The organism is Dyella japonica A8, from assembly GCF_000725385.1.
GTDB classification, from domain to species: domain Bacteria; phylum Pseudomonadota; class Gammaproteobacteria; order Xanthomonadales; family Rhodanobacteraceae; genus Dyella; species Dyella japonica_C.
In genome coordinates, this window is record NZ_CP008884.1 from 3500177 (window position 1) to 3519109 (window position 18933).

Here is an 18933-nt window from a genome sequence, read left to right on the forward strand (position 1 = left end):
GTTCATTTGGACGTCCATACATCATGAGCCAGGTTCTTCCCGACACCATTTCGCCCGCACTATTTGCCGAGCGATCCGATGCCATCGCCGATGCTGCGCGCGAACTCGCCGCCGCCGGCTGGACGCCCGCCACCAGCAGCAATTTCTCGATGCGCATCGATGGCGATCACGCCGCGATCACCATTTCCGGGCGCGACAAGGGCAAGCTTGGCCGCGACGACATCATGCTGATCGACATGAGCGGCAAGGCCGTCGGCACCAGCGCCCGCCCCAGCGCGGAAACCGAACTGCACACGCAAATCTATCGCCGCTACCCCGACATCAACGTGGTGCTGCACACCCACTCGCGCACCCAGAGCGTCGCCTCGCGCCTGTTCGCCAAGGACGGTGTGGTGAAGTTGGAAGGCTGGGAGCTGCAGAAGGCCATCGCCGGCCAGACCACGCACGACGCCGAGCTGGCGATCCCGGTGTTCCCCAACACGCAGCACATGCCTGAACTGGTCGCCCAAGTGGATGCGTGGCTGGACAGCGGCCGCCCGCTGCACGCCTATCTCATCAACGGCCACGGCATCTATACCTGGGGCCGCGACATGGCCGAAACGCGTCGCCACCTGGAGGCGCTGGAATTCCTGCTCGGCTGCGAACTTGATCTCCGGAGGTTGTCGGCATGAGCCGTCTGCGCATTTTCAGCGACACCCAGCCCCAGGCGCCGCTCTCGGTCCATACGGAACACGCGGACATTGCCCATGAGCTGTCCCGCATCGGCGTGCGCTTCGAGCAATGGGATGCCAGCCAGCCCATTGCCCCGGGCGCGAGCCAGGACGACGTGATCGCAGCCTACCGGGGCGATATCGATCGCCTGATGTCCGAGGAGGGTTACCAGGCCGTCGACGTGATCAGCCTGAAGCCAGACCACCCGGACCGCGCTGTGCTGCGCCAGAAGTTCCTGAGCGAACACACGCACAGCGAGGACGAGGTGCGCTTCTTCGTGGCCGGTGCCGGCCAGTTCACGCTGCATGTGAACGGCAAGGTTTACGACGTGCTGTGCGAACAGGGCGACCTGATCGGCGTGCCGGACGGCACCCGCCACTGGTTCGACATGAGCGAATCGCCGTACTTCGTGGCCATCCGCCTGTTCACCAACAAGGAAGGCTGGGTGGCGCAGTTCACCGGCGAAGACATCGCCACGAAGTTCCCCCGCATGACGCCGCACGCCTCCGCCGAAGCGGCCTGAACACCCCGCCCGGCCGCTTGCCGGCCGGGTGAACCGGATCATGAACCGGAACGCCGACCCTCGCCCCCGGGGGCCGGCGCCGGTAAGCTTGTCCCCCTCCCTGCCCCGGCACGCCCGCATGACTGTCATCCGCGCCATCGTTACCGATATCGAAGGCACTACCAGCTCGATCAGCTTCGTCAAGGACGTGCTGTTCCCGTACGCCTACGAGCGCCTGCCGGCCTTCATCGAAACGCATGGCGACACGCCGGAGGTGCGGCACTGGCTGCACGAGGCGGCCAAGGAGGCGGGCATCGTCGAGGCGCCGCGCCAGGAAGTGATCGAGCTGCTGCTGCGCTGGATCAAGGAGGACCGCAAGTCCACGGCGCTGAAGGCGCTGCAGGGCATGATCTGGCAGGAGGGTTATGCCAGCGGCGAGTACCAGGCGCACGTCTACCCGGAAGTGTCGGCAAAGCTGCACGCCTGGCGCGGCGAGGGCATGCACCTGTACGTCTATTCCTCCGGTTCCGTGCCGGCGCAGAAACTGTTCTTCCGCTACAGCGAGGCGGGCGACCTGACGCCGATGTTCTCCGGTTATTTCGACACCGAGACCGGCCCGAAGCGTGAGCGCCACTCCTATGAGCGCATCGCCGAAGCCATCGGCGAGCAGCCGGCACACATCCTGTTCCTTTCCGACATCGTGGAAGAACTGGATGCCGCGCGCGAGGCCGGGTTCAGCACGGGCTGGCTGCTGCGTGAACCGCTGGACATGCCGGCGGCGCCGCGCCATCCGGCCCATCGCACGTTCGACGACATCACTCCCTGATCGCCAACGGTTGCCGCCATGCGTACCGCCCTGACCGCCCTGCTCGCCTTCGCAGCCGGCGTACTGCTGATGGTGGGCCTGTCCCATCACGCGCCCGTCGCGGATAGCGGGCAGGAACAGGCGGCCCAAAACTCCTCGGCCCCCGCACCAGCCAGCACGGCCAGCACCGACGAAGACGGCGCGACAGCCGACAACTGGCCCCCACAGGCGCCATCGCCCGAACAGGTGATGTACGCGCAGCGCAACATGGTGCACAAGGCGCTGGCCGAACTCGGGCCGCGCACGCCGGGCCATCCCAACCTCTACGTCGTGGCGTTCGGCGCCGACGGCGGCGAAGACGTGTTCCGCAACGAGGCCGAGTACGCGGCCAGGATGTTCCCGCAGCGCTTCGGCCCGGATGCGCACGTGGTCGTGCTGGAGAACAACCCGGGCACACTCGAGCGGCACCCGCTGGCCACCTGGAGCAATCTCGAGGAAACGCTCGATGGCCTCGCCACCCTGATGAAGCCGGACGAGGACATCCTGCTGGTCTACCTCACCACGCACGGCGACGAAGACCACAACCTGCTGGTGGACATGGATCCCCTGCCGCTGGACCAGATCGGCGCCAGCGATCTCCCGGACATCCTCGCCAAGCACCCGTTCAAGTGGAAGGTGGTGGTGGTGAATGCCTGCTACTCCGGTGGCTTCGTGCCGGCGCTACAGGGCCCCGGCACTCTGGTCATCACGGCGGCGCGCGCGGACCGCAGCTCGTTCGGCTGCGGTGCCGACTCGGACATCACCTACTTCGGGCATGCCTGGCTGGTCGATGGCCTCAACCGCACCACGGACTTCATGGAAGCCTACCGCCAGGCATCGGCCGAGATCGCGCAGTGGGAAGCCAAGGACAAGCTGACTCCCTCCGAACCGCAGATGAGCGTGGGTACCGGCATCGCCGAGCAGCTGGCCCTGTGGCGCAAGCACGTGACGCCCGGCCCTGTCGTTGTGTTCAAGCCGGCGGTGCCGGCAACGGCACTCGGCCGGCCTGGCGAGTCGCACTGACCAGCTGCCGATCCTCCAAACCCGCCCCAGTCTTCCTCACCGTCATTCCGGCGCAGGCCGGAGGCGCTTTTCAACAGCCGAATGGCTGGTCATCCAGTAACGAAAACGTCCGGTTTTTGCGGAACGGTCAGCATGACTAGTCTCGACGCGACAACCGAGCACAGACGCCACTGGATGACCAGCCATTCGGCTGTTGAAAAGCGCCTCCGGCCTGCGCCGGAATGACGGTGAGGGGTAGCGCGCCTTGCGGAGTATGTTGAACAACGCCCCTTCGTCACGCCGGCACGGGACTGCGCGCCTGCCAGATCCAGCGCTCCGCACTGAGCGGCGCGTTCTGCCCATCGAGCGGAAACAGCACGGCGCTACGGGGCGCGATGCGAAGCTCCGCGCCGGCACGTAAGCCCAGCCGCGCCAGGTCCTCACTCGCCATGTCCGCTTCCAGCGACAGATCCAGCGAGGCGACGTGGAGATCCAGATGGGCCACGCTGCCCGCCAGGTAGATGTGCCGCAGGTGCGCGTCCCAGGCCGGCTCTGACGTGGGCACCGCCAACCGCAGCTGCTCCGGCCGCACATAGGCCACGGCGTCGGTAAAGCGCCCTTGCCAGGGATCGTCGTCGGGCATCCAGCCTCCGGCAGCGAAGCCGCCATCTTGGCGCCGCACCGCAAAACGGTTCACCTTGCCGATGAACTCGCATACGAAAGGCGTGGCGGGCTGGTGGTAGATGACCTCGGGCGGCCCCACCTGCTCGATGCGCCCGTTGTTCATCACGGCGATGCGGTCGGCCAGCTCAAGCGCCTCTTCCTGGTCGTGCGTGACGAAGATGGTGGTGAGATCCAGCTCCTCGTGCAGCTCGCGCAGCCAGCGCCGCAGGTTCACGCGCACCTGCGCATCGAGCGCGCCGAACGGCTCGTCCAGCAGCAGCATGTCCGGCTCCACGGCAAGCGCCCGGGCCAGCGCCACGCGCTGCCGCTGGCCACCGGAAAGTTGCGCCGGATATCGGTGCCCCATGCCGTCCAGCTTCACGCGATGCAGCAGCCGGTCCACGCGCGCCCGGATCTCGCTGCGGGGCGGACGCGAACGCCATGGCCGCACGCGCAACCCGAAGGCAATGTTCTCGATCACGGTGAGGTGGCGAAACAAGGCGTAATGCTGGAAGACCATGCCGATGCGGCGCTCGCGTGCCGGCGTGGCGAGAAAGTTTTCGCCGTTGTTCAACACACTGCCGCTGTCGGGATAATCGAGTCCGGCAAGGATGCGCAGCAGCGTCGTCTTGCCCGAGCCGGACGGGCCGAGCAAGGCCAGGAACTCGCCCGGCGCAATGCTCAGGCTGACATCGTCCAGTGCCTGGAAACCAGCGAAGCGGCGGTGGAGTCGGGACAATTCAAGCACGTTGCGACCCTCTCAATGTCCGCCGGGCGCGTGCGCGGCGATTTCATCGCCGTAGCGCCATTCCAGCAGGGTTTTCACCGCCAGCGTCACCAGCGCCAGCAAGGCCAGCAGCGAGGCGACTGCAAAGGCGCCGACGTATTCGTATTCGTTGTAGCGCATCTCCACTTCCAGCGGCATGGTGGTGGTAAGTCCGCGGATATGGCCCGACACCACGGACACTGCGCCGAACTCGCCCATGGCGCGCGCATTGCACAGCAGCACGCCGTAAAGCAGCGCCCAGCGGATGTTGGGCAAGGTGACACGGAAGAACATCTGCCAGCCGCTCGCGCCAAGCACGCGGGCGGCCTCCTCCTCTTCGCTGCCTTGTGCCTGCATCAACGGAATGAGCTCGCGAGCCACAAAGGGCAACGTCACGAAAATGGTCGCCAGCACAAGACTGGGCACCGCGAAGATGATCTTGATGCCATGGCTGTCCAGCCACGGCCCGAACCAGCCCTGTGCGCCGAACAACAGCACATAGACCAGGCCGGACACTACCGGCGACACGGAGAACGGCAGATCGATGATGGCGCCCAGCAACGCCTTGCCGCGGAACTCGAAGCGCGTCATCGCCCACGCCGCGGCCACACCGAATACCACGTTCATCGGCACGGCAATGGCAGCGACCAGCAGCGTAAGGCGAATGGCGGACCATGCCTCGGGCTCCCGGATGGCCTCCAGGTACGGCCCAAGGCCTTGCCGGAAGGCCTCGACAAACACCGTTGCCAGCGGCAACAGCAGGAACAGCACCAGGAATACCAGCGCCAGCACGATCAGCAATACGTGCACGACGCGGCGCGGCCACGCCACCGGACGCGAGCGCAGCGGCGCGCTCACGCCGAACGCTCCGCCCAGCGCCGGCTCCAGCGCTGCAACAGCGCCACCAGCACCAGTAGCCCGAACGACAGCGACAGCATGGCCACGCCCAGTGCCGCCGCGCCGGCGACATCGAACTGCTCAAGCTTCTGCACGATCAGCAAGGGCGCGATCTCCGAGCGCATCGGGATATTGCCGGCGATGAAGATCACCGAACCGTACTCACCCACCGCGCGCGCCAGCGCCAACGCAAAGCCGGTCAGCAAGGTCGGCGCCAGCATGGGCAGGATCACCCGGAAGAACGCCTGCCAGCGCTGCGCGCCCAGGCTCTCGGCGGCTTCCTCCACGTCGCGCTCCAGCGAGGCCAGCACTGGCTGCAGGGTGCGCACCACGAAGGGAAAACCCACGAAGATCATGGCAACGAAGACGCCCAGTGGCGTATAGGCCACCTTGATGCCCAGTGGCTCCAGCCACCGCCCGATCCAGCCATTGGAGGCATACAGCGTGGTCAGGGCAATGCCGGCCACGGCCGTCGGCAGGGCGAAAGGAAGATCCACCAGCGCATCGAAAAGACGGCGCCCCGGAAAGCGGTAGCGCACCAGCACCCAACCCACCAAAAGGCCGATCACGACATTGATGAGCGCCGCCAACACCGCGCCGCCGACACTCAAGCGCAGCGCCGCCAGCGTGCGCGGTGCGGACAGTAGGCGGATCAGCCCTTCGAATCCGATGCCGGAGGCCTTCCACGCCAGCGCCGCCAACGGCAGCAGCACGATCAACCCGAGATAGGCCACCGCATAGCCGAGGCTGATGCCGAATCCCGGGAGCACGCGCTTGCGCATACGGTCAGCTTCCCGGTCCCAGCTGGTCGAAGAGTGCGCCGTCGGCGAAGAACTTGGCCTGCACCTGGCGCCAGTCCCCGAACAGCTCGCCCAGGGTGAACGTATGCGTCGCCGGGAACTGGCTGGCATAGCGCGCTGCCACGTCGGCGGAGCGTGGACGATAGAAATTCTTCGCCGCGATCTCCTGGCCCTGCGGCGAATACAGGAATGCCACATAAGCCTGCGCCACCGCACGCGTGCCGTGCTTGTCCACATTGCTGTCCACCACCGCCACCGGCGGCTCGGCCACGATGGTGACGGAAGGCACCACGATCTCGAAGGTGTCGCCGCCCAGCTGCCGCTTGGCGAGCAAGGCCTCGTTCTCCCACGCGATCAGCACGTCGCCCACGCCACGTTGCACGAAGGTGTTGGTGGCGCCGCGCGCACCCGTGTCGAGCACCGGCACATGCCGGTACAGCTCTTTCACATAGGTTTTGGCGGTGGTGTCACTACCGCCCGGCTGCTTCAACGCATAGCCCCAGGCGGCAAGGAAGTTCCACCGCGCACCACCCGAGGATTTCGGGTTCGGCGTCACCACCTGCACGCCCGGACGTACCAGATCGCCCCAATCCCTGATGTGCTTGGGATTGCCCTTGCGCACCAGGAACACGATGGTCGAGGTATAGGGCGTGGCGTTGTCGGGCAGCTTCTTCTGCCAGTCCTTCGCCAGCAGGCCGCGATCGGCGATCGCGTCGATGTCGTAGGCCAGGGCCAGCGTCACCACGTCGGCCGGCAAGCCGTCGACCACCGAGCGCGCCTGCTTGCCCGAACCGCCATGGGACATGCGGATGCTGACGGCGTCGCCATGCTGCGCCTTCCACTGGGCGGCAAAGGCCGTGTTGATCTGCCGGTACAGTTCGCGCGTCGGGTCATAGGAGACGTTGAGCAGCGCCACGTCTCCGGCGAAGACGGCAGCCGACAACAGCACGCTGGCTGCGGCGAGCAGTACGACGATGGCCTTCCTCATGGCGCCTCCCGCGGAACGATGGACCCGCAGACTAGCGTTGGCCGGCAAGGCTGCGAAATCGCAATATGGCATAACCTCATGTCGCGACCTTGCGCCGCATCAGCGAGGAAGCGTCTGATTTGCGCATGGGGCGTCATCAACACGGGCATGCACGTCAGGGAAGCTCGTTCGCGCGTTCGCAGGAAACGCCACGCTCCTGCGCCAGACGCTCGGCCAGGCGGTGCGCGGCCACGCGGATCTCCGGCATCGCCGTGCACTCCCACAGGTTGCCGCGCAGCAACGAGCCGATGGCATACAGGCCGGGTTGCAATCGCCCCTCGGCATCCGTCAGTTGCCCGTCCGGGCGGGCCAGCACGCCCAACTGCAGGGGGTCGGCCGTGGCCAGGCCATCACGCAGCAGTTGTGACAGCAAATCATGCGCGCCATAGGCCACGGCGGTATCCAGGCCAGTTGCCTGGATCACCAGGTCCGCCTCCAGCGCGCTGACCAGTTGCGTCGAGCGTTCGCGCAACGTGACTTGCAGGGGCGCCGTCCCGTCCACGTCCAGCACGCGCGCGGCAAGTACCTGCAGGCGCCCTTCCTCCTGCAGCTGGTAAATCGCCTCGCCCGTGGCCGGCGCCATGCGATGGCGCGCGGCCTCCCATACCCAGCGCACATGGCGAAGGAACTGGCGGCGACGCGCATGCGACAGCCGTTGCCACAGCCGCGCATTGATCGGCCGCATGCCGTCGATGATGCTGCGCCATTCGGTGTCTCCGGCCCCGCTCATGGCGCGGCGCACCAGGCGGAACATGTCGGCCGGGCCGTCGCTGGCCAGCAGCGCCTGGTTCAGCGCTTCCTGCCGCGCACAGGGGGCCAGCGGCAAGGCCGAGTGCGTGAAAGGCAACAAGCCGTGGCGCGACACGGCGACCAGTTCGGCATGTGGCCATCGGATGGCGGCGGACAACAAGGTATCGACGGCGGTCAACCCGGTGCCGATCACCACCACGCGACGCGGTGCCTGCGGATGACGATCCAGCCGCCACGGATCCAGTTCGTACGCCCCGCCGGCCAGGGCCGTGGTGGACACCGTACGCAAGGGACGCTGCGCCAGCGCCCCCACTGCCAGCAGCACCTGGCCGACTTCGAGCCAACGGTCGGCACCGACCCGCACGGCATAGCCACCCTCGCCACGCGAAACGATTTCGCGCGCACTCCCGGGATGAATACGGAAACTGCGGCCAGCGCGACGCGCGGCATCGATGCGCGCGCCCACCTGAGCCTGGATGAAATCGCCGAACAGGCGGCGCGGCAGGAAATCCGTGCCCTTCACCTGCCCCAGCTGGCGCGAGGCATGCTGGATGAAATCCTCGGCGTGCTCCTGGAAGACGCCCATGGCCGACGCCCGCACATTCAACAGGTGCTGGTCGTCGCTGGTGCCGTAGGCCACGCCGCGCCCCGGGGCATGCTGCCCCACGATCCAGTGCACCGTACCGCCGTCGAACCGCGCCAGCAGTTCGCCGAACGCCGCCGCACCCGCGGCTCCACCACCGATCACTGCGACATCCGCCATCACGTGTTCCTCGTTTGGGGGACACAAAGGCATCGCGATCTGCTCCTGGCAGGTCACTACGTTCTGCGTCCCCTGGAAAGAAATCCCTGGTGAAGGCTGCCTTCACGTCCGCCGGCAGCCGTACCTCTCGTCAGCTCAGCGACCGGCGCCCTTACGGCCCGCCCGGCACACACGCATGGCACTGAAACTCTTCGGCATGATGCGTCCCCGGTATGTCGGCGTGCCCGGGAACCAAGAGACCACAGCCCCCGTTAAGGCCGCGCTAGTCCTCCGTGGACTTGCGGCACGCCTCATGCCCGGGAAGTTATGACGCGGAGCGCACCGCGTGCCGCTGCGCCAGCACGGCGGATACGTCGGACAAGCCCAGCCCGCGGGCGCGCAAGGCTACGGCAAGGTGGTAGACCAGGTCGGCGGCCTCACCGAGCAGGGCCTCGTCGTCCTGCGCCACGGCGGCGAGCGCCGTCTCGACGCCCTCCTCGCCCACCTTCTGCGCCATGCGGCGGATGCCGCCATCGAACAGCTGGGTGGTGTAGCTGCCTTCCGGACGCTCCACGTAACGCTGGGCGATGAGCGCGTCCAGCTCTGCCAGGAACCCCAGCGGGGGCACTACTTCGTTGCCAAAACAGCTGCTGGTGCCGTTATGGCAGGTCGGCCCATGGGGTTCGGCCAGCACCAGCAAGGTGTCGGCATCGCAATCCATGCGTACCGATTTCAAAGCCAGCACATGGCCCGATGTTTCGCCCTTGGTCCACAGGCGCTGCTTGCTGCGGCTGAAGAAGGTGACGTTGCCGCTGCCTTGCGTCGTCTCCAGAGCCTGGGCATTCATGTAGCCCAGCATCAGTACCTCGCCGGTCAGCCAGTGCTGCACGACGGCAGGGAGCAGTCCATCGCCTTTGGACCAGTCGAGACGGGAAGCGTCGAGGGGAATGGTGTTCATGATGAGTCTCTCTGCGCCATGGCCTGATCGCTCGAGCAGGCCGTTGCCAAACCAGTCCGGTGCGACGCCGCGGACGACGTCGACGCCTTGTTATCGCCTGACATCCACGCCCCATGCCGCCAGCGACTGCTTGAGGTCGGGGATGGCGATGGCGCCGGAGTGGAACACGCTCGCCGCAAGCGCACCGTCAACATCGGCCTCGCGAAAGGCATCGCGGAAGTGCTCCGGCGCGCCCGCGCCACCGGATGCGATCAGCGGTACGACACACAGGCTGCGCACCACCATCAGCTGTTCCAGATCGTAGCCTTGCCGCACGCCGTCGCTACCCATGCAGTTGAGCACGATCTCGCCGGCGCCACGCTGCTGCGCTTCGACGACCCAGTCCAGCGTGCGGCGCGGCAGCGCCTGGGTGCGTGTGGGATCACCGGTGTACTGGCGCACGCGCCATTCGCCATCGGCATCGCGCAGGCTGTCCACGCCCACCACCACGCATTGCACGCCGAAGGCCGCGGCCAGTTCGTCGATCAGCTCAGGGCGCTCCAGCGCCGGCGAGTTCACCGAGATCTTGTCGGCGCCGGCATGCAGCACCGCACGCGCTTCCTCCACGCTGCGGATACCGCCCGCCACGCAGAACGGAATGTCGATGGCACGGGCAATGCGCTCCACCCAGCCACGGTCCACGCTGCGCCCTTCCGGGCTGGCAGTGATGTCGTAGAACACCAGTTCGTCCGCGCCTTCGTCACGGTAACGCAGGGCAAGATCCACGATCTCGCCCATCACCACGTGATCGCGGAAACGCACGCCCTTCACGACCTTGCCGTCGCGCACGTCCAGACAGGGAATCAGGCGACGGCTCAGCATGCGAGGGCCTCCTTGAGGCTGAAACGACCTTCCAGCAAGGCACGGCCGAGGATCACGCCGCGCGCGCCGGCATCGCGCGCCGCGCGTATGTCCTCCAGCGACCGCACGCCGCCCGAGGCCTGTACCGCCATCGACGGCACCGTGCCGGCGAGATACCGGTACAGATCGAGATTGAAACCCGCCAGCATGCCGTCGCGATCGATATCCGTGCACAACAGGTGTTTCGCACCGCGCTCGGCATACCACGGCGCAAGATCGTCCAGCGTGCGTGATTCCGTTTCCGTCCAGCCGGCACTCGGCAAACGCCAGGCACCGTCCCGATACAGGGTATCCAGGGCCAGCGTGAACCGGTCCGCGCCACGCGCCGCCAGCCATGCTTCCACCCTGACCGGCTCGCGTATGGCAAGGCTGCCGAGCACCACACGCGACACGCCGGCATCGAACAGCCGCTGCACGTCAGCCTCTGAACGCACGCCGCCGCCGGCCTGGATGCGCATGCCGTCGCGGGCAATCGCCTCGATCACCGCGAGGTTCTCCAGGCTGCCGCCGCGCGCACCATCGAGGTCGACGAGATGCAACCAGTCGGCGCCAGCCGCGGCGTAGTCCCCGGCGAGCGCGCGGGGATCGAAGTCATACGTGGTCTGCTGTGCGTAGTCGCCCTGTTTCAGGCGGACGACGCGACCGGCACGCAAATCGATGGCGGGAATGACGGTAAAGCTCATAGTTCGAGGAAATTCTTCAGCAGGCGCGCGCCGACCTTGGCCGAACGCTCGGGGTGGAACTGCATGCCATGGAAGTTGCCGCGCGCGATCACCGAGGCAAACTCGCCGCCGTAGTCGGTGGTCGCCAGCGCGTAGTCGCCCACGGGTACCGCGTAGCTGTGCACGAAATAGGCCCAGTCGCCATCGGACACACCGTCCAGCAGGCTGTGTACGCCACGCGGCTGCAGGCGGTTCCAGCCCATGTGCGGCACACGCAGGCCCGGTTGTTCGATGAAGCGCTGCACCGTCGCCGGAATCAGGCCAAGGCAGGCCGTGTCGCCCTCTTCCGAACGCTCGCACAGCAACTGCATGCCAAGGCACACGCCAAGCACCGGCTGGGTGAGCGAACGCATCAGCTCCACCAGGCCCAGCTCCTGCAGGCGCGCCATGCCCGGGCCTGCCGCGCCCACGCCCGGCAGGATCACCTTGTCCGCCGAGCGAATGGCCGCAGCGTCCGAAGTGAGCGACGCATCGACGCCCAGCCGTTGCAAGGCGTAACGCACCGAACCGATGTTGGTGCCGCCGGCATCCACCAGTACCACGCTCATCAGAGCGCTCCCTTGGTGCTCGGCAGGTCGCTGCCTTCGCGGCGGATCGCCTGCCGCAGCACGCGCGCAACCACCTTGAAGCAGGCCTCCACCATGTGGTGCGCATTCTCACCGCGCACGCTCAGGTGCAGGTTGGCGCCCAGCGTCTCGCACAGCGAACGGAAGAAGTGCGGCACCAGTTCGGTCGGAATGTCACCCACGCGCTCCCGCGGGAACTGTCCTTCGAACACGAAGTAAGGGCGTCCGGACAGATCCAGCGCCGCACTCGCCTGCGACTCGTCCATGGGCAGCACGAAGCCATAGCGGCCAATGCCGCGCTTGTCGCCCAGCGCCTGCCGCAAGGCCTGACCGAGGGCCAGCGCGCAGTCCTCGATGGTGTGGTGTTCGTCGATATGCGTGTCGCCATCGCAGCGCAGCGCCAGCGCGAAGCCGCCGTGCTTGCCGATCTGCTCCAGCATGTGGTCGAAGAAGCCCAGTCCGGTGTGGATCTGGGGCTCCGCCGTCTTGTCGAGGTTCACGCTCACCGTAATGCGCGTTTCGCGGGTGTTCCGCTCCACCGTGGCGACGCGGGGATTGTCCAGCAACTGGTGCGCGATCTCCTCCCACGCCATGCCCTGCGGGCCGACCCGGAAGCCGCGCACGCCCATGTTGCCGGCGAACAGAAGGTCCGTCTCGCGATCGCCCACCATGGCGGACGCCGCGCGACTCCAGCCGTCATCGGCCAGGTAGTGCCGCATCATCCCGATCCCCGGTTTGCGGGTGTCCTTGCTCTCGTGCTGGAAGCTGCGATCGATCAGCACTTCGCGCACCTTTATGCCCTGCGACGCCAGGATGCGCATGAGCAGCTCATGCGGCCCGATGAAATCCGCCTCGGGGAAGCTCTGGGTGCCCAGGCCATCCTGGTTGGTGACCATGACCAGTTCATAGCCGGCCGTGACAAAGCGCTGCAGCGCGGCGATCACGCCCGGCAGCAGCGAGAACTTTTCATAGCTGTCGATCTGGAAATCGTCCGGCTCCTCGATGAGGCAGCCGTCGCGGTCGATAAATAGGATCTTGCGACTCATGCTTGTGCACCCATGGCCGTTCCGTCGCTGCGCTTCCGGCCATCCGCGACCAGATTGTTCAGAACCTCGAGCACGCGGTCGTTCTCTTCGGGCGTGCCCAGGGTGATGCGCAGCGCATCGCCCAGTTGCGGATAACGACGCACGTCGCGCACCACGATGCCGGCATCCAGCAAGCGCTGGTAGGTGGCACCCGCGTCATCGAAACGCACCGCGAGGAAATTAGCCTGCGAGGGCAGCACCTGTCGCACGCCCGGCACCTGCGCAAGCGCAAGCGCCATGCGCTCGCGCTCGTCACGCACGGTGGCGATGTGGGCGCGCGCGGCGACCTGCCCCGCCTCCGACAGCGCCTCGAGCGCCAGCGCTACGCAGGGGCGCGGCAAGGGGTACGGCGCCATGATGCGCTTGAGCAGGGCGATCACCTCATCATTGGCCAGCAGCGTGCCGATGCGAACTCCCGCGAGTGCCCATGCCTTGGACAAGGTGCGCAATACGGCAAGGTTGTCGAAACGGTCGATCAACGGCGCCGCACCGGGCGCATCGGAGAACTCGATGTAGGCCTCATCGACGACCAGTACCGCGCGATCCCGCAGCGCCTGCGCGAGGCGTTCGACGTCCGCCAACGGCACCAGCTGCCCGGTTGGGTTGTTGGGCGTGCAGACGAACACCAGCTTGACAGCGGGCGTGACCGCAGCGAGCAAGGCATCCACGTCCAGCGTGAAATCCGCCGCCAACGGCACGGTCACGACAGCCGCATCCTGGATCCGCGCGCTCACCGCATACATGCCGAAGGTCGGCGGCTGGATCGCGATGGCATCCTGGCCCGCGCGACAGAACGCGCGCACCAGCAGGTCGATGGCCTCGTCGCTGCCACGCCCCACCAGCACCTGCGAGGCGCGCACACCGTAAAGGCGTGCCAGCGCATCGACCAGCGCGGCCGGCTGCGGATCGGGGTAGCGATTGCAGGCCAGATCGTGATCACCCGGCGGTGCCCACGCGGATTCGTTGGCGTTGAGCATCACGCGACCGCCACTGGCTTCCATGCGCGCCGATGAATAGGGCTGCAAGGCGCGGATGTCGGCGCGCGCAAGGTCGAGCACGCTCATGCCGCATCCTCCAGCACGGCCAGCCGCAGGGTCACGGCACGCCTGTGCGCTTCCAGCTGCTCCGCGCCAGCCAGTGTCGCGGTGCACGGGCCGATGGCGCGCAGGCCATCGGGCGACACTTCCTGCACGGTGATCTGCTTCTGGAAGCTGGCCACCGACACCCCGCTGTAGCTGCGCGCGTAACCGTAGGTCGGCAACACGTGGTTGCTGCCACTGCAATAGTCGCCGACGGACTCGGGCGTCCACGCGCCAAGGAACACCGAGCCGGCGCTTTCGATATCGTCCAGCAAGGCACGTGGGTCGCCCACCTGCAGGATCAGGTGCTCCGGCGCATACCGGTTGCTGACCTCCACCGCCTGCGCAAGCGACGACACCGCGATGAGGCGGCTCTGTGACAGCGCCTTCTGCGCGATATCCGCGCGCGGTAGCGCGGCGCACTGCTCCGCCACCTCCGCCTCCACCGCATCCAGCAGCGCGGCGGACGGGCTGAGCAGGATCACCTGCGAATCCGGGCCATGTTCCGCCTGCGACAGCAGGTCGGCCGCGACGAACGCCGGGTTGGCGTCCTCGTCCGCGATGACCAGCACCTCGGAAGGGCCGGCCGGCATATCGATCGCGGCACCTTCGGGGTCGGCCGACACCTGCAGCTTGGCTTCGGTCACCCAGGCATTGCCGGGACCGAACAGCTTGTCGCACTTGGGCACGGATTCGGTGCCATAGGCCATGGCCGCGACGGCCTGTGCGCCGCCGAGCTTGAAGACGCGGTGCACACCGGTCACGCGCGCGGCATACAGCACGGCATCGTCGCACCGGCCATCCGGACGGGCCGGCGAGCACAGCACGACCTGGGCACAACCGGCGATGCGCGCGGGCACGCCCAGCATCAACGCCGTGGACGGCAGCGGCGCGCTGCCGGCAGGCACGTACAGGCCGACACGCTGGATGGGGCGCAGCATGCGCTCGACGCGCACGCCGCCGGCGGTATCCAGCGCCACCGGTTGCGGTGCGGCGGCGCGGTGGAAGGCGTCGATGCGCGCGGCGGCCTCGTCAATGGCGGCCTTCAGCTCCGGGGAAAGCCGGGCCTCGGCCTGGCTCCACTCCGCCTCCGACACCTCGATGGCCTGCAGTACGCAGCGATCGAACTTGGTGGTGAGTTCGCGCAGGGCGGCGTCGCCGTCGGCACGCACGCGGGCGACGATCTGCTCCACGCCGGCACGGAGGCTTTCGGCGCGCGACTGCGCCGGGCGCGACAGCGCCGTGCGCTGCCCCTGTGTGTCCAAGGTATTCCAGTCCAGGCGGTTCATGACTTTCGCTCGTTCATCCCGCTTGCGTCACGCAAGCATCTTTTCCACTGGCAGCACGAACATTTCGCGCGCACCGGCCTTTTTGATCTCTTCCAGCTGCCGCCAGCTCACCTCGCCCGCGCACAGCGCCTGCAGCATGAGCTGGTCGGGCTGCCCCGCCACCGGAAGCAGCGTCGGCTGCGGGCCGCCCGGCAACAGGCGGATGACCGCATCCAGCGCACCACGCGAGGTCTGCAGCAGCAGCAAGCGCGATTCGCGCACCTGGATGACGCCATCCAGGCGCTTGAGCAGCAGGTCGATCATGTCGCCGCGCTCATCGGTGGGCAGCACTTGCGGGCCGGCCAGCACCGCTTCGCTTTCCAGCAGCACATCCACTTCGCGCAACTGGTTGGCCACCAGCGTGCCGCCGCTCTGCACCAGGTCGCAGATGGCGTCGGCCGTGCCCAGGCGCGGCGCGATCTCCACCGAGCCGGCCAGCGTCACCACGCCGGCATCGATGCCGCGCTCGCGCAGCCACTCGCCAAGCAGGCCGGGATACGACGTGGCAATCCGCAAGCCTTGCAGCTGCGAGGCGTCGCGATAGTCGAGCTCCTGCGGCACCGCCACCGAAAGGCGGCAGCGGCCAAAACCCAGCGACCGCCATTCGGCAAGCTCCGGCCCACCCATGCCAGCCGTCAGGCTGTACTCGTTGAGCACGTTGCGGCCCACGATGCCGAGGTCGCATACGCCCTGCGCGATCAGGCCGGGGATATCGTCGTCCCGCACCAGCAGCAGGTCGACGGGCTCGCCTTCGCCGAAGCAGAACAGCTTGTCGCGGCTCTGGCGGAACGTGAGCCCGCAACGATTGAGCAGTTCCAGTGCCGGCTCGGTGAGCCGGCCGGACTTCTGCATCGCGATACGCAACCTATCCCGCGGTTTCATGCCTTCACCTTCTTGCTGGCCGCGCGACGACGGGCGGCACGGGCACCGGCGGCGAGATAGCCACCACTGCCCTGGTTGATATAGCGGGCGACGCGCCCGATGGTCGTGATGCTCACTGACGTCCGCTCGTGGATCTCGCGATAGGCCACGCCATCCAGCAGGTAAGGCACCACGCGCCAACGGTCCACCATCACCTCAAGTTCGGCGGGCGTGCACAGGTCATGCAGGAAGGCCGACATCTCCTCGGCGTTCTTCAGCGAGAGCAAGGCCTCGCAAAGACTGAGCTCGGCGGACTCGGCGGGTGTTTCGGGATCGATCGATCGGCGTTTCATAATGTACTAATGCGTTAATACAATGGATCGCATCATACGCGACCCTGACACGACCGGCAACCACCCTCTTTTGCCCCGCGCTACGGCAGGCCGGCCGCCTGGCCAGCAGCCAACAAGTTTTTACGACCAGGGCACGCCACCGGCATCGCCGAATCGCCGTTGCCAGGCACCAGGCCACGCCCTGCCACGACATCCATGCGAACGCCATTCGCTCGACGCGGCAACACCGCAGGTTCCGGCGACGGAATACAGGCCATCGACGCCGAGGCAGGACAGCCGCGCCTGCAGACACCCCTCTTCCACGGCACTGGTCAGCGCGAGCCACTCGGGCTAAATTAGATAGGTAGCCTACCTATTAGTCCACGGAAGCGAGCCATGAGCACGAGCCGATCCGTCACCACCGATGCGCGCGAGCTGGCCGAGCAACTACGGCCCGCGCTGCGTCGCATTTTTCGCCAACTGCGCAGGCAATCGAGCGGCCTCGAGATTTCGCCGCTGCATGCTCCCCTGCTCATCGCCATCATGGAAAACCCGGGTATCGGCGTGGGTGAGCTGGCGCAGATGGAAGGCTTGCGCAGCCCCACCATGACGGGCCACATCAACAGCATGGTGGCCGCTGGCCTGGTCAAGCGCACCGAACCCACGGAAGGCGACCGCCGGCGCGTCGGCCTCGTCGCGACGCCCCATGGACGTTCCCTTATCGACGCCATGCGCAAGCGCCGCACGGACCAGCTCGCCAGGGCACTGGAACGGCTGCCGGATACCTCACGCGCCGCACTGTGGGCGGCCATTCCAGCCCTGAGCGACCTCAACCTGACCGACATCGACGCATGAGCACCCCGAGCACCATGACTTCCGCGACCCCGGACACTTTTCTTCCGCCCACCGAAAAGGAGATCAACCAGGTTTTCGTCGGCCTGGTGATCGTGCTGGCGCTGGGCGCCATCGACCAGAGCATTGTTGCCACCGCCCTGCCGCGCATCGTGAGCGACCTGGGCGGCATGACCCATCTATCCTGGGTGGTGACGGCCTACGTGCTCGCCTCCACCGCCACCATGCCGCTGTACGGCAAGCTGAGCGACCAGTACGGCCGCAAGCCGGTGATCTACTTCGCCATCGTCACCTTCCTGCTGGGCTCGGTGCTGAGCGGCGCGGCGCGCAATCTCATGGAGCTGATCGTGTTCCGCGCCATCCAGGGCGCCGGCGCGGGCGGCCTGTTGCCGCTGGCGCAGATCATCATCGGCGACATGGTGCCGCCCACCCAGCGCGGCAAGCGGCAAGGCGTGGTCGCCGGCATCTTCGCGCTGTGCAGCGTGGTCGGTCCCGTGGTCGGCGGCCTGATCACCGACATGTTGTCGTGGCACTGGATCTTCTACGTCAACCTGCCCATCGGCGCCGTGGCGCTGGTCATCATCGGTCGCACGCTGCGGCAATACACGCCGCTGCATGCACGGCGCATCGATTACCTGGGCTCCGTGCTGATGACCGTCAGCACCGTCGCCTTCCTGCTGGTGCTGACGCTCGGTGGCGGCGAATGGCCGTGGCTATCCATGCCCATCGCCGTGCTTGGCGCCTTCGCGCTGGTCACCGGCGCGCTGTTCGTGCGGCACGTGAAGCATGAGCCCGAACCGGTGCTGCCGCTGGCGCTGTTCCACGACCGCCTGTTCGTGATCGCTAGCATCGTGATGGCACTGACCTTCATGGGCCTGATGGGCGCCAGCCTGTTCTTCCCGCTGTTCTTCCAGCTGGTGATGGGCGTCAGCCCCGCGCGCTCCGGCTTGCTGACCGGCCCCCTGATGGTAGGCATCGCGCTCTCCGCGCTGTTCAACGGACGCGTACTGATGCGCGCAGGGCGCTACAAGCCGACCGTGATCATCGGCCTGGCCATGTCCACGCTGGCCTTCGGCGTGCTCGCGTGGAGCGCGGCCACCGCGCAGAGCCTGGTCATCATCGAGCCCTCCATCTTCGTACTCGGCCTGGGGCTTGGCCTGGTGACGCCGAACGTGACCATCGCCGTGCAGAGCGCGCTCGCGCCCGTGCATCGCGGCGTGGGCACGGCCACGCTCACGTTCTTCCGTTCACTGGGGGCGCTGGTCGGCGTGGCCGGCTCCGGCGCCATCTTCGCCTGGCAGTTGCGCACCCGGGGTGGCACCGAAACCCCTGCCACCACGGTGATGCCCGAGGGCGGCATGACGGATGCGTCCGTGCTGCATCACGTCACGGATGCCGCGGTGATGCTTTATCGGCACGCCATCGCGTCGACGTTCACCATCGGCGCGTGCATCGTCACGTGCGCCTTCGTGCTGATCCTGCTCTTGCCGGAAATCCCGTTCAGCGATCACCATCACGCCTCACCCGCCCCTGCCGCCGACTGAGG

The 18933-nt window shown here is 67.0% G+C and carries 20 protein-coding genes; 6 read left to right on the forward strand and 14 right to left on the reverse strand.

All coding sequences use genetic code 11. From position 1 onward, the window contains the following. Positions 1-23: 23 nt before the first annotated feature. The 4 genes from HY57_RS14665 (at position 24) to HY57_RS14680 (ending at position 3080) form a co-directional block, all read left to right on the forward strand. Entirely contained in the window at positions 24-671 is a 648-nt protein-coding gene (locus HY57_RS14665; protein ID WP_019464442.1) for a methylthioribulose 1-phosphate dehydratase, read from the forward strand. Continuing rightward, the gene (locus HY57_RS14670) at positions 668-1234 is read left to right on the forward strand and encodes a 1,2-dihydroxy-3-keto-5-methylthiopentene dioxygenase (protein ID WP_019464443.1); all 567 of its coding nucleotides are present in this window, start codon (positions 668-670) and stop codon (positions 1232-1234) included. Before HY57_RS14665 ends, HY57_RS14670 begins: the two co-directional genes overlap by 4 nt. 118 nt (positions 1235-1352) lie before the next feature. After that, complete coding sequence (gene mtnC / locus HY57_RS14675; RefSeq protein WP_019464444.1) at positions 1353-2039, forward strand: acireductone synthase; 687 nt, start codon at positions 1353-1355, stop codon at positions 2037-2039. Positions 2040-2057: 18 nt separating this feature from the next. After that, the gene (locus tag HY57_RS14680) at positions 2058-3080 is read left to right on the forward strand and encodes a C13 family peptidase (RefSeq protein ID WP_019464445.1); all 1023 of its coding nucleotides are present in this window, start codon (positions 2058-2060) and stop codon (positions 3078-3080) included. A gap of 274 nt (positions 3081-3354) precedes the next feature. Here HY57_RS14680 and HY57_RS14685 read toward each other — a convergent pair whose 3' ends face one another. The 14 genes from HY57_RS14685 to HY57_RS14750 form a co-directional block, all read right to left on the reverse strand. After that, on the reverse strand, positions 3355-4470 hold the full coding sequence (locus HY57_RS14685; RefSeq protein WP_019466647.1) for a sulfate/molybdate ABC transporter ATP-binding protein: 1116 nt from the start codon (positions 4468-4470) through the stop codon (positions 3355-3357). A 12-nt stretch (positions 4471-4482) separates the two neighbouring features. Next, positions 4483-5346: a sulfate ABC transporter permease subunit CysW gene (gene cysW, locus HY57_RS14690; RefSeq protein WP_019466648.1), complete on the reverse strand. Its 864-nt coding sequence runs from the start codon at positions 5344-5346 to the stop codon at positions 4483-4485. Further along, positions 5343-6167: a sulfate ABC transporter permease subunit CysT gene (gene cysT, locus HY57_RS14695; protein ID WP_019466649.1), complete on the reverse strand. Its 825-nt coding sequence runs from the start codon at positions 6165-6167 to the stop codon at positions 5343-5345. The genes cysW and cysT overlap by 4 nt, the downstream gene beginning before the upstream one ends. A gap of 4 nt (positions 6168-6171) precedes the next feature. Continuing rightward, positions 6172-7173: a sulfate ABC transporter substrate-binding protein gene (locus HY57_RS14700; protein ID WP_019466650.1), complete on the reverse strand. Its 1002-nt coding sequence runs from the start codon at positions 7171-7173 to the stop codon at positions 6172-6174. Between the two features lie 154 nt (positions 7174-7327). Next, a complete protein-coding gene (locus HY57_RS14705) occupies positions 7328-8725 on the reverse strand; it encodes an FAD/NAD(P)-binding protein (RefSeq protein ID WP_019466651.1) in 1398 nt (465 codons plus the stop codon). A gap of 304 nt (positions 8726-9029) precedes the next feature. Then, positions 9030-9662, reverse strand: a complete 633-nt coding sequence (hisIE, locus tag HY57_RS14710) for a bifunctional phosphoribosyl-AMP cyclohydrolase/phosphoribosyl-ATP diphosphatase HisIE (protein WP_019466652.1) — start codon at positions 9660-9662, stop codon at positions 9030-9032. Between the two features lie 90 nt (positions 9663-9752). Beyond that, positions 9753-10523 carry an imidazole glycerol phosphate synthase subunit HisF gene (hisF, locus tag HY57_RS14715; RefSeq protein ID WP_019466653.1) on the reverse strand — a complete coding sequence of 257 codons (771 nt, stop codon included), beginning with the start codon at positions 10521-10523 and terminating at the stop codon, positions 9753-9755. After that, entirely contained in the window at positions 10517-11245 is a 729-nt protein-coding gene (gene hisA, locus HY57_RS14720; protein WP_019466654.1) for a 1-(5-phosphoribosyl)-5-[(5-phosphoribosylamino)methylideneamino]imidazole-4-carboxamide isomerase, read from the reverse strand. Before hisA ends, hisF begins: the two co-directional genes overlap by 7 nt. Further along, on the reverse strand, positions 11242-11832 hold the full coding sequence (hisH, locus tag HY57_RS14725) for an imidazole glycerol phosphate synthase subunit HisH (RefSeq protein ID WP_019466655.1): 591 nt from the start codon (positions 11830-11832) through the stop codon (positions 11242-11244). The genes hisA and hisH overlap by 4 nt, the downstream gene beginning before the upstream one ends. Further along, the gene (hisB, locus tag HY57_RS14730; RefSeq protein ID WP_019466656.1) at positions 11832-12896 is read right to left on the reverse strand and encodes a bifunctional histidinol-phosphatase/imidazoleglycerol-phosphate dehydratase HisB; all 1065 of its coding nucleotides are present in this window, start codon (positions 12894-12896) and stop codon (positions 11832-11834) included. The genes hisH and hisB overlap by 1 nt, the downstream gene beginning before the upstream one ends. Further along, a complete protein-coding gene (hisC, locus tag HY57_RS14735) occupies positions 12893-13999 on the reverse strand; it encodes a histidinol-phosphate transaminase (RefSeq protein ID WP_019466657.1) in 1107 nt (368 codons plus the stop codon). The genes hisB and hisC overlap by 4 nt, the downstream gene beginning before the upstream one ends. Continuing rightward, entirely contained in the window at positions 13996-15303 is a 1308-nt protein-coding gene (gene hisD, locus HY57_RS14740) for a histidinol dehydrogenase (protein WP_019466658.1), read from the reverse strand. The genes hisC and hisD overlap by 4 nt, the downstream gene beginning before the upstream one ends. 27 nt (positions 15304-15330) lie before the next feature. Further along, positions 15331-16224 (reverse strand): ATP phosphoribosyltransferase, encoded by an 894-nt coding sequence (hisG, locus tag HY57_RS14745; protein ID WP_026034164.1) that lies wholly within the window; start codon positions 16222-16224, stop codon positions 15331-15333. Next, entirely contained in the window at positions 16221-16556 is a 336-nt protein-coding gene (locus tag HY57_RS14750; RefSeq protein WP_019466660.1) for a YerC/YecD family TrpR-related protein, read from the reverse strand. Before HY57_RS14750 ends, hisG begins: the two co-directional genes overlap by 4 nt. 375 nt (positions 16557-16931) lie before the next feature. On the opposite strand from HY57_RS14750, the gene HY57_RS14755 reads away from it, so the two are divergent. After that, a complete protein-coding gene (locus HY57_RS14755) occupies positions 16932-17390 on the forward strand; it encodes a MarR family winged helix-turn-helix transcriptional regulator (protein WP_019466661.1) in 459 nt (152 codons plus the stop codon). Between the two features lie 14 nt (positions 17391-17404). Further along, positions 17405-18931, forward strand: coding sequence for an MDR family MFS transporter (locus HY57_RS14760; protein WP_038581146.1), 1527 nt, complete (start codon positions 17405-17407; stop codon positions 18929-18931). The last annotated feature ends 2 nt before the right edge of the window (positions 18932-18933 follow it).